This window comes from Campylobacter concisus, assembly GCF_002092855.1.
In the GTDB taxonomy this organism is placed as follows: Bacteria; Campylobacterota; Campylobacteria; order Campylobacterales; family Campylobacteraceae; genus Campylobacter_A; species Campylobacter_A concisus_AI.
Genome location: NZ_LVLC01000003.1, coordinates 1 through 573, shown reverse-complemented (window position 1 = coordinate 573; position 573 = coordinate 1). Strand labels below are relative to the sequence as shown.

General features: G+C 37.0%; 1 protein-coding gene. It reads right to left on the bottom strand.

Annotated features, from left to right (window positions below; genetic code table 11):
• Positions 1-496, bottom strand: a 496-nt coding sequence (locus A3223_RS04250) for a retention module-containing protein (protein ID WP_180378697.1), incomplete at its 3' end; no start/stop codon positions are given.
• Positions 497-573: the final 77 nt, after the last annotated feature.

The window sequence follows — 573 nt, the reverse complement described above, 5'->3', positions numbered from 1 at the left end:
CAGTTCCAGCCCCAACAGCACTTCCTCCACTTACACCAAAGCTATTATCTCCACCTGCTGCTAGAGATAAAGCATCTATGCTTCCTACATTAGCATTTATGTTACTAATGTGGCCTCCTTCTGCAAAGCTAGTAGAAGATAAGCTTACGCCATCTCCACCATTACCACCTGCTTGTGGACCACCTGCAGCAGTTTCTTCTAGAGCATTAAGATCTGTTCCTTTTAAGATGGCTTGTTGTAAAGCTGAGATATCAGCTACTGTTTCGTTATTGTTAGAGTCTTGATCTAGAGTTAGAGTGTCTTTACCTATTAAAGTTATATCTTTACCATCAGTTTGAGTTATTGTTACTTTAGAGTTAGAACCCTCTGTAACTATCTTTTCACCTTGGTATACAATATCTCCTACACTTAATTGTCTTACCTCTCCTGTTAAGTCATTAAGTGCTCTTGCTATTCCTCCGTTTACGCTTTTAACTACTCCGGCTTCTTTAGCCATCATGTTCTCCTTATTGTTTATAGTATTTTAAATTTTGAATGAATTATATAAATTTTAGAAGTATATGTCTATTGTAC